Origin of the sequence: Sphingobium cupriresistens LL01 (assembly GCF_001046645.1) — a bacterium.
GTDB classification, from domain to species: domain Bacteria; phylum Pseudomonadota; class Alphaproteobacteria; order Sphingomonadales; family Sphingomonadaceae; genus Sphingobium; species Sphingobium cupriresistens.
In genome coordinates, this window is the sequence record NZ_KQ130438.1 from 171,441 (window position 1) to 180,000 (window position 8,560).

Genomic DNA, 8,560 nt, shown 5'->3' on the forward strand with positions numbered 1-8,560 from the left:
CTTATCCTTCGTGGATGGCTTTGGTGACAAGGCAGGCATCGATCCCTTCCGGGCCGTCCTCCGCGCCATGGCCCGACCATTTGACCCCGCCAAAGGGGGAATCCGACCCGCCGATCATCGCTGTATTGATGCCGACCATCCCGGCCTCGACCGCGCGTGCGACACGCCGCTGGCGCGCGGCGTCGCTGGTCCAGGCATAGGCGGCCAGGCCATAGGGCAGGCGATTGGCCTCCGCGATCATCGCGGCTTCATCGGCATAGGCGTTGATGAGGGCGACGGGGCCAAACGGCTCCTCATTCATGATGGCGGCGTCCAAGGGCGTGGCCGACAGCACGGTCGGGGCGAAGAAATAGCCGGCATTGCCGATCCGTTCGCCGCCGGTTTCTAGGCGGGCGCCCTTGGCCACCGCGTCGCCGATCAACCAGTCCATCGCGTCCAGCCGCCGCGCATTGGCCATCGGTCCCATGACGCTGCCCGCCGCCGCGCCGTCGCCGACCGTTACCTTTTGCGCGCGCTCGACAAAGCCGGCAAGGAAGCGATCATGGACGCCCGCCTCCACGATGAAGCGCGTCGGCGATACGCACACCTGCCCGGCATTGCGATATTTGCCCGCCACCACCGTATCGAGCGCCTTGTCGATATCGGCATCGGCGAAGATCAGCACCGGGCCATGGCCGCCCAGCTCCATCGTCGTGCGCTTGCAATCCTCCGCCGCCAATTTCGCCAGATGCTTGCCGACGACGGTGGAGCCGGTGAAGCTCATCTTGCGGATGATGGGGGAGCCGAGCAAATGGCGCGACACTTCGTCGGGCACCCCGAACACCGCCTGCGCCACATCGCCGGGCAGCCCTGCGTCGAGCAGGCATTGCAATACCCCCAGCGCGGACGCAGGCGTTTCCTCCGCCGCCTTCAGGATGACCGAACATCCCGCCGCGATCGGCGCACCGAGCTTGCGGCCGGGATTGCCGAGCGGGAAATTCCACGGCGCGAAGGCGGCGACCGGACCGACCGGCTCCTTGGTAACGGTCGATCGCTGCCCGGCCGGACGCACCAGCGCCCGGCCGTAGAGACGAAAGACTTCGCCGGCATAAAAGTTGAACAGGCCGACATTCATCATCACTTCGATGCGTGCTTCGGCCAGCGTCTTGCCCTGCTCCAGCGTGGCGATGCGGGCGAGTGCCTCCTGCCGCTCGACCATCAGCCGGGCCGCGCCTTGCAGCACGGCCGCCCGCTCATGGGGCGTGCTATCGCGCCAACGATGGAAGCCGCGCTGCGCCGCCGCCAGCGCCGCGTCCATGTCCGCCGCATCGGCCAGCGGCAGGTCCGCGATCGCCTCGCCGGTGGCGGGGTTGACGACCTTGTGGGTCCGTCGCCCGCCGCCCGACAGCCGCTGGCCATCGATCATCAGATAAAGGTCCGGATAGGTCATGGGGTCAGGCGCTCACGGCTTCGCGCGCGGCCCGTTCGCGGTCGATATCGCCCTGCCAGCGTTCGGCGACGATTTCCTTGCCCGTTACCGGATGGACCATGTGAAACGGCACCATCTTGTGCGTCGGCCACAACCAATGGTCCTCGATCAGCGCGTCGGGGCCGGTCGGATCTTCGGGATAGGTGATCTTGGGGAAAGGCACATATTCGGCCGGGGTATTGGCCCAGCCCTGGTCGAAATCGGCATGCCATTGCGGCATGTAATTCAGGGTCTGGATGCGCCAGATGCCGTCCACCTTCTTGTAGGTATTCTCATAGATACCGCCCTCCCACCATTGGCGCGTGCCGAGCATGGGATTGGACGGGTCGGTATAATCCTTGTGCCGCCCCGCCTGCATCATCGACCGTGCGCGGGCATAAGCGGTGACGCCATCGGCGTCGATGTCGACGATATCCTGCAATTGCGGATGGTCGAGCAGGAAGCCGTCGATCGGCCCGTTGGTGCCATGGGTGAAGCGCGCCTGGAAGCGTTCGACATAGAGGCGGCGAATGCCCGCCTGGCCGCGCCAGACGCCGCCGAAGAATCGTACTTCGCCATCCTCGGTGAACAGGTCGGCGGTTTCGTTATAGAGGCATTTGTCGATCAGATAGCCGTAGAGATGCTGCAATTTTCGCACGTCCAGTTCATCCTCGCGCCGTTGCAGGCGGGTGCCAAGGTCGGCGACGCTCTGTTCCAGGCGGGCGATACGGTCGGTGTCGGACATGATTTGCTCTCCTATCATTGTATGTAATACTTACAGATTAAACGGCTTCCGCAGCCAGTCGCTCCACTTCCTCGCGGTAGGGACGGATGGCGCGGATCATGCAGAATGTCGCGATCGGCAGCAGCACGCCGGCGGTCATCACGAGCGACTTCCAGAGCTGGCTGGGATCGCCGACGATATAGTCCTGCACCAGCCCGACCAGGAAGCTGCCCATCGCCCCGAAGAAGGTGAACATGAACAGATAGATCGCCGTCACCTGGCCCCGCATCGCATTGGGTGCGACGCGCTGGATCGCGGCGTTCTGCGGTACTGCGCCAGCGATGCCGAACATCGCGCCGATGCTGGCGACGCCCAGCGACGCATAGCCGTTGGGCATCAGCGGGGCGAGGATGGCGCACACCGTCACGCAGCCGAAGAAGATCGCCGCGGCGCGGACATTGGCGTCGGCGTGGCGCTTGGCCAGCCATTCGACAAAGATGCCGCCCAGCAGCAGGCCGGTAAGCGAGGCGACCAGCGTCATCGACCCCATCACCGCGCCGATCTGCGCCTCGTTCCAGCCATAGGTGCGGATCATGAAGGGGACACGCCAGAATTGCAGGCCGAACACCTCGATCGCGCTCAGCGCCAGCCCGGCGAACAGCGGATAATAGACGCGACGCTTGGCATGGATCGCCTTGGCGGCGTCCAGGCCGGTGAAGGTCAGGATGCGGCGGCCCAGCGAGGCTTGAACGGGCGGCGTGATGGAGTCTGCGGCGGGCGCTTGGCGCGGCGGTTCCTTGACCGTCAGAAACAGGAGGGCGACGAACAGGGCGGGCAGGCCCAGCCAGATCATCAGCCATTGCCAGCCCAATATGGTGAGGCCCCCATGCTGCGTCGGCGCCCATTCCGCCGCGGTCGCGATCAACATCCCACCGATCGCCGGGCCGAGCGTGGTGCCGCCGATGAAACCGAATTGCAGCAGGGCGAAGGCGCGGGTCAGGATGCGCGGCGGGAAGGCGTCGGCCAGCAGCGAGTAGGAGGAGGGCGCATGGGCCGATCCCCCTGCCGCCAGGAAGACGCGGGTGCCGACGAACTGGCCGAAACTCTGCGCGATGCCCCCAAGCGAGGTGATGACGCCAAGCGCCGCGCATCCGCCCGCCAGCACGAACTTGCGCGGGAAGATGTCGGCCAGACGCGCCAGCGGGATGCCGACGAACAGATAGCAGATGATGCTGGCGGGACCGGCGAGGAAGCCGAGTTGCGAATCGGACAGGCCGAAATCCGCCTTGATCCGCTCCGCCAGCATGGCGAACACCACCTGTTCGAAGAAGGTGACGAAGGTCGCCAAGATGATGACGAACAACGCCCAATAGGCGGCGCCCATGGTGTAGTGCGGGACCGTGGAGCGGCCCGCATTGGCAGAGACGTTGCCATCTGCCTCCCACAGACTGTCGGTCGCAATCGGCGCAGATGCCAGGGCCATGAGCCTTCTCCTCTCCACTTCTCCCTTTATTCACAGGGATGAAATTTCGGCTTGGCGAATTTGTAAGTGAACTATACGAATATGGCGAGAGAAAAATGCACGTCCGTTAGAAAGTCGGCGAAGGGAGATCGGGATGCTGGATTATGAAGGACGAACCGCCTTTGTGACAGGTGGGGCCAATGGCATCGGCCTGGGCCTGGTCCGCGCCTTGCTGGCGCAGGGATGCAAGGTGGCGATCGCCGACATTCGCGAGGATGCGCTGGCCGCCGCGATCAAGACGTTCGACAATCAAAGCGTTATAGCTGTCCAACTCGATGTCGCATCACGCGCCGGTTTCGCGCGAGCTGCGGACAGGGCGGAGGCGGCGCTTGGGCCGGTCAGCCTGGTCTTCAACAATGCCGGCATCAACCTGTTCCAGACCATCGACGAGTCCAGCTATGACGACTGGGACTGGGTGATGGGGGTCAATCTGCACGGCGTCATCAACGGCGTGATGACCTTCGCCCCGCGGATGAAGGCGCTGGGGCAGGGCGGCCATATCGTCAATACGGCGTCGATGGCGAGTTTTCTGTGCGGCGGCGCGCCAGGCATTTACAACACCACCAAATTCGCGGTGCGCGGCATGAGCGAATCCCTGCGCTACAGTCTGGCGCCGCATGGCATCGGCGTGTCCGTGCTCTGTCCCGGCCTCGCGAAGAGCCATATCTATGCCAGCGACGAAGTGCGGCCGTCCGCGCTCAGCGGTGGTGCGAAGCCAGTGGATGGCGCGGCGGTCGATCGGCTGGAGCAGTTGCACCAGTTCGGCATGGAACCCGACGTCATCGCCGCTCGCACGCTGGAGGCGATGCAGGAGAATCGCTTCCACATCTTCCCCCATCCCGAATTTCGCGACGAAATGGCGACGGTGTTCGATGAAATACTCGCCGATTTCCGCGACTATCCCGAAGATGCCGGCTTCGCCCAGCGCACTGGCTTCGAAAAGATGCGTCGTGACAACTATGCCAAAGCCCGACGCACGGCGCGCGAACGCGCCTGACATTCAGTGCGCGAACAGGTCGCCCTGCCGGGGCGGGGCGGCCGGTCGTCTTGGCGCGGCCCGCGTGCCGATCAGTACGCGGGCGCGGCCGGTGAGCGTATAGACCGCCTGTCGCTGCGCCCCGCGATTGAGATGATCGACGCGATAGCCCTGATAATGGCGCTTGAGCAGTCCGGCCTTGACCAGTTCCGACGCGGCCCGGCTGAGATTGGTCTTGCCCGACGCGCGCACCCGATTGCGCACCTCCTCCTGCACCAGCACATCGTCGGCCGTCGTATCGCCCGATAACCTGGCATCCTTGCGCAGTTCATCGCGCACCCGCTCCACCAGCGCCATGCGGCGCGGATCGCGATGGCCCATCGGCGTTAGCGCATCGCATAGCCAGTCGCGCAGCGCGACCCGCCCGTCGCCCACCCGCACTTCCGGCCCGGCGCTGCCATCCGGTCGTGCCACGTCCGCGATCAGCGTCAGCAGCATGAAGGCGTATCGCGGCCGCGAGCAGCAATGGGACAATTGGTCGAGCAGCAGCGAAAGATCGCTGCCGCCGGGAATGCGGGACAAAGCGGGCGCATGAAACATATCGTGAATCAAGCACAGAGCGAGTCGCTTGGGAATCCGCTTTTTTCCGCGAGTCGCATTTTGTCACCCGTGACACTTTGCCCTGCGGTAAAGTGTCACGGCGGAAACTTTGCCGTAGCGCGCCGGCGGCCCCGGCTGGCATTACTCCGATTGCTTGGCTTTCAGGATGGCTCATGGTCGGCAGGCAGGGTCAGGGTCACGCGCAGCCCCGGTCCCGCATCGCTCAAGGTCAACGTGCCGCCATGGAGATGGGCGACCGCCGACGCCAGCGACAGGCCCAGACCAGCGCCGCTGATATGGCGCGACGCATCCAGCCGGGCGAAACGACGTAGCGCTTCGATCCGCTGTTCCTGCGCGATGCCGGGGCCGTTATCGGTCACGGCGACGCAGATCGATGCGCCATCCCGCCACGCGGATAGCAGGATGCGATCGCCGCCATATTTGAGCGCATTGTCGATCAGGTTCGACAAAACCTGACCCAATATCTCCCGATGCGACCGGATATGCAGGCCGGGCGGCGCATCGACGTTGATGGTGACGCCCTTATCCTCGGCCAGCGCGTCATACATGTCCTGAAAATCGTCCAGCAGCGCGGCGACATTGACGGCGGAAAAATTGTCGCGGCCGATGCCCGCTTCGGCCCGGCTGATCAGCAAAGCGGCATCCAGCATCCGCAACAACGTGTCGCCTTCGTCCAGCGCCTTTTCCAGCGCGGCGATCGATTCCTCGTCCCGGCTCTGGCGCAGGGCGCTGTCCAGCACGGCGCGCAAACGGGTCAGGGGCGATCGCAGATCATGGGCCAGACCGTCGGTCACCAGCCGCATCTCATCCACCAGCCCGGTAATGCGGTCCAGCATCGCATTGATCTCGTCCCCCAGGGCGTCGAACATGTCGCCGCTGCCGCTCAGCGGGATGCGGCGTTTGATGTCGCCGGTGCCGACCGCGGCGGCGGTATCGATGACCGATCGCAGCCGGCCCCGGATGATCGCCGCCGAGAAAAAGGCGGCGCCGGCCGCCAGCGGCATGGCGAGCAATATCGCGCCGATCAGCGCCGCTTCCAGATAACTGCCGAAGCGCAGGTCGTTTTCCACGACATGGCCGGTCAGCAGCCGCGTGCCATCAGGAAATTGCGTGCTGACGACGCCGATGCTCTGGGGATAGCGGGTGCGTTGATCAATACGGCGCAGGTCGATCCGGCGCCAGTTTTCCGACGGCCCGACGTTGGTCGGCCAACCAGGAATGTTGCCGGCGATGCGCCGGCCGTTCGGTGCAATCAGCAGCATGATCGAACTGCCGTCCGGGTCGGCCGTCATACGGCTACGCACCGTGGCGCCGGCCGCTTGCAGGCCGGCCGCGGCATAGGTGGCGGCGATATCGTCGCGCAGGTTCACCGCGACCGCGCGGCTGGCTTCGTCCACCGACCGGCTGGTGAATTGATGGACGGCCCAGAGCGCGACGAGCACGCAGACGATTTGCATGAGGAAGACGAGCGCGGCGAACCGCCAGATGACGCTCTGGCGCCAACGCATCGTCACCCTTGTTCGCTCAAGCGATAACCCGCGCCACGGATGGTGTGGATCAGCGGCGGTTCGCCTTCTTCGTCGATCTTACGGCGCAGCCGACTAATATGCACGTCGATGACGTTGGTGCCGGGATCGAAATGATAATCCCAGACGCCCTCCAGCAACATGGTGCGGGTGACGACCTCATCCTGATGGCGCAGCAGATAATCGAGCAGGCGAAATTCGCGCGGTTGCAGGTCGATGACGCGCGCGCCGCGCTTCACCTTGCGGGAGAGGAGATCGACGTCCAGGTCGCCGCAGGACAGGCGCGTTTCGGGCGCCTGTCCCCCGCCGCCGCGCCGCAGGATGATGCGCAGCCGCGCCAGCAGCTCGGCAAAGGCGAAGGGCTTGGTCAGATAATCGTCCGACCCGCCGGTCAGCCCTTTGATCCGTTCATCGGCGGTCGCCAGCGCCGACAGGATGATGACCGGGGTATCGATGCTCGCCGCGCGCAGGGCGGCGAGCATCGCCATGCCGTCCATGCCCGGCAGCATCCGGTCCAGGATGATGGCGTCATGCCCGGCCTCGGTCGCCAGGAACAGGCCGTCGCGGCCATTGTCCGCCCGGTCGACAGTAAAGCCTTCCTCGATCAGCCCCTTGGCGATGTAATCGGCGGTGGTGGCGTCGTCTTCGACCAGCAGCACTTTATAGCTCATGACCGTCCTCATTTCACCGCCCGGATCGACGCACATGTCGCCTTATAGGCGCGCCATCGCTCAAAGCCATAGAAGGCGTCGGAGCACGGATCGAAGGCATCATATTGTCGCGCCCGCCGACCAATTGCGCGATCGCTTGCAGCAGCGCGGCGCTGACGGCATCGGCGTCGTGATCGAGCGCATGGCCGCGGGGCAGTCGCAGCCGGGTGACGTTGGGCTGGCGCAGCGTCGGACAGAGGCTGGCCGCCTCCTCCGCGCGATGGATGCACAGCAAGGGTGCCCAGCTAAGCCGCCGGGCGGCGGTGGTTGCGTCTTCCTTCGGTTCGTTGAAGGAGAGGATGTCGGATGGAGAGGCGCGCCACTGGCGGGTGGCGCCGGGCGCGATCAGGCCGATAAAAACGATCTGCCGACGCAGCGTGGTCGGCACATAAGGCAGCGACGGGACGATGATGTCGGCGCCGAAGGACTGGCCCAGCAACAGCAGGCGCGCGCCGGGATCGACGGCGATGGCGCGACGCAGGCCCTGCGCGATCATGGCGCCGGCCTCCTCAGGCGTGCGGTGCGTTCGAAAGAAGCGCAGGCTGTTTTCGGTGACGACGGGGATGCCCCGGCGGGTCAGCCGATCAGCGATCCGCGGTCCCAGCCCTGCATGGAACCCCATGTCACCTGACAAGTAGAGCGCCACCATCCGCGGCTGGCGCGGGCTGGAAGCGGCTTTTGCAGGGAGCAGGTCGAACAGCGCGCCGTCGCCGATATAGCCGATATGCCATAGGGCCAGCAGCAGTGCGCCGATCAGACCGGTCACGGCGGCGGTCGATCGGTTTATGCCGTTTTGCACTTTGGTTCGCTGGCGTGGGATTTGCATCGTCCGTCCGTGCTTTAGCGCGCCACGACAGCAGTTTGCCGGCTCTGGGTTCGCGATCGTGCTGTTAACCGCAGGCTTTAATAGGAAAGGCCGACAGTCGATAGGATGAGCGTCTCATTACGGTTTCTTCATGACGCGCAATCCGTTGTGCTTTCGCTAAGGCTGTCGCCTTCCGGGCCGCTGGATGCCTGATATCGTAGATGACATC

General features: G+C 64.9%; 8 protein-coding genes. 1 reads left to right on the forward strand and 7 read right to left on the reverse strand.

Annotated features, from left to right (window positions below):
* Position 1: 1 nt before the first annotated feature.
* The 3 genes from V473_RS20730 to V473_RS20740 are packed head-to-tail and all read right to left on the reverse strand — an operon-like array spanning position 2 to position 3,654.
* Complete coding sequence (locus V473_RS20730; RefSeq protein ID WP_066609200.1) at positions 2-1,429, reverse strand: NAD-dependent succinate-semialdehyde dehydrogenase; 1,428 nt, start codon at positions 1,427-1,429, stop codon at positions 2-4.
* A gap of 4 nt (positions 1,430-1,433) precedes the next feature.
* Positions 1,434-2,192 carry a nuclear transport factor 2 family protein gene (locus V473_RS20735; RefSeq protein WP_066609201.1) on the reverse strand — a complete coding sequence of 253 codons (759 nt, stop codon included), beginning with the start codon at positions 2,190-2,192 and terminating at the stop codon, positions 1,434-1,436.
* Positions 2,193-2,229: 37 nt separating this feature from the next.
* A complete protein-coding gene (locus tag V473_RS20740; RefSeq protein WP_066609202.1) occupies positions 2,230-3,654 on the reverse strand; it encodes an MFS transporter in 1,425 nt (474 codons plus the stop codon).
* 133 nt (positions 3,655-3,787) lie between these two features.
* Here V473_RS20740 and V473_RS20745 point away from each other — a divergent pair, with 133 nt between their 5' ends.
* Positions 3,788-4,690 (forward strand): SDR family NAD(P)-dependent oxidoreductase, encoded by a 903-nt coding sequence (locus V473_RS20745; protein WP_066609203.1) that lies wholly within the window; start codon positions 3,788-3,790, stop codon positions 4,688-4,690.
* A gap of 3 nt (positions 4,691-4,693) precedes the next feature.
* Here the strand turns inward: V473_RS20745 and V473_RS20750 are convergent, their stop codons facing one another.
* The 4 genes from V473_RS20750 to V473_RS20765 form a co-directional block, all read right to left on the reverse strand.
* Complete coding sequence (locus V473_RS20750; protein ID WP_066609204.1) at positions 4,694-5,269, reverse strand: hypothetical protein; 576 nt, start codon at positions 5,267-5,269, stop codon at positions 4,694-4,696.
* A gap of 161 nt (positions 5,270-5,430) precedes the next feature.
* Positions 5,431-6,798, reverse strand: a complete 1,368-nt coding sequence (locus V473_RS20755) for a sensor histidine kinase (protein WP_066609205.1) — start codon at positions 6,796-6,798, stop codon at positions 5,431-5,433.
* 2 nt (positions 6,799-6,800) lie between these two features.
* Entirely contained in the window at positions 6,801-7,487 is a 687-nt protein-coding gene (locus V473_RS20760) for a response regulator transcription factor (RefSeq protein WP_066609232.1), read from the reverse strand.
* A gap of 13 nt (positions 7,488-7,500) precedes the next feature.
* A complete protein-coding gene (locus V473_RS20765; RefSeq protein WP_082679262.1) occupies positions 7,501-8,352 on the reverse strand; it encodes an AcvB/VirJ family lysyl-phosphatidylglycerol hydrolase in 852 nt (283 codons plus the stop codon).
* Positions 8,353-8,560: the final 208 nt, after the last annotated feature.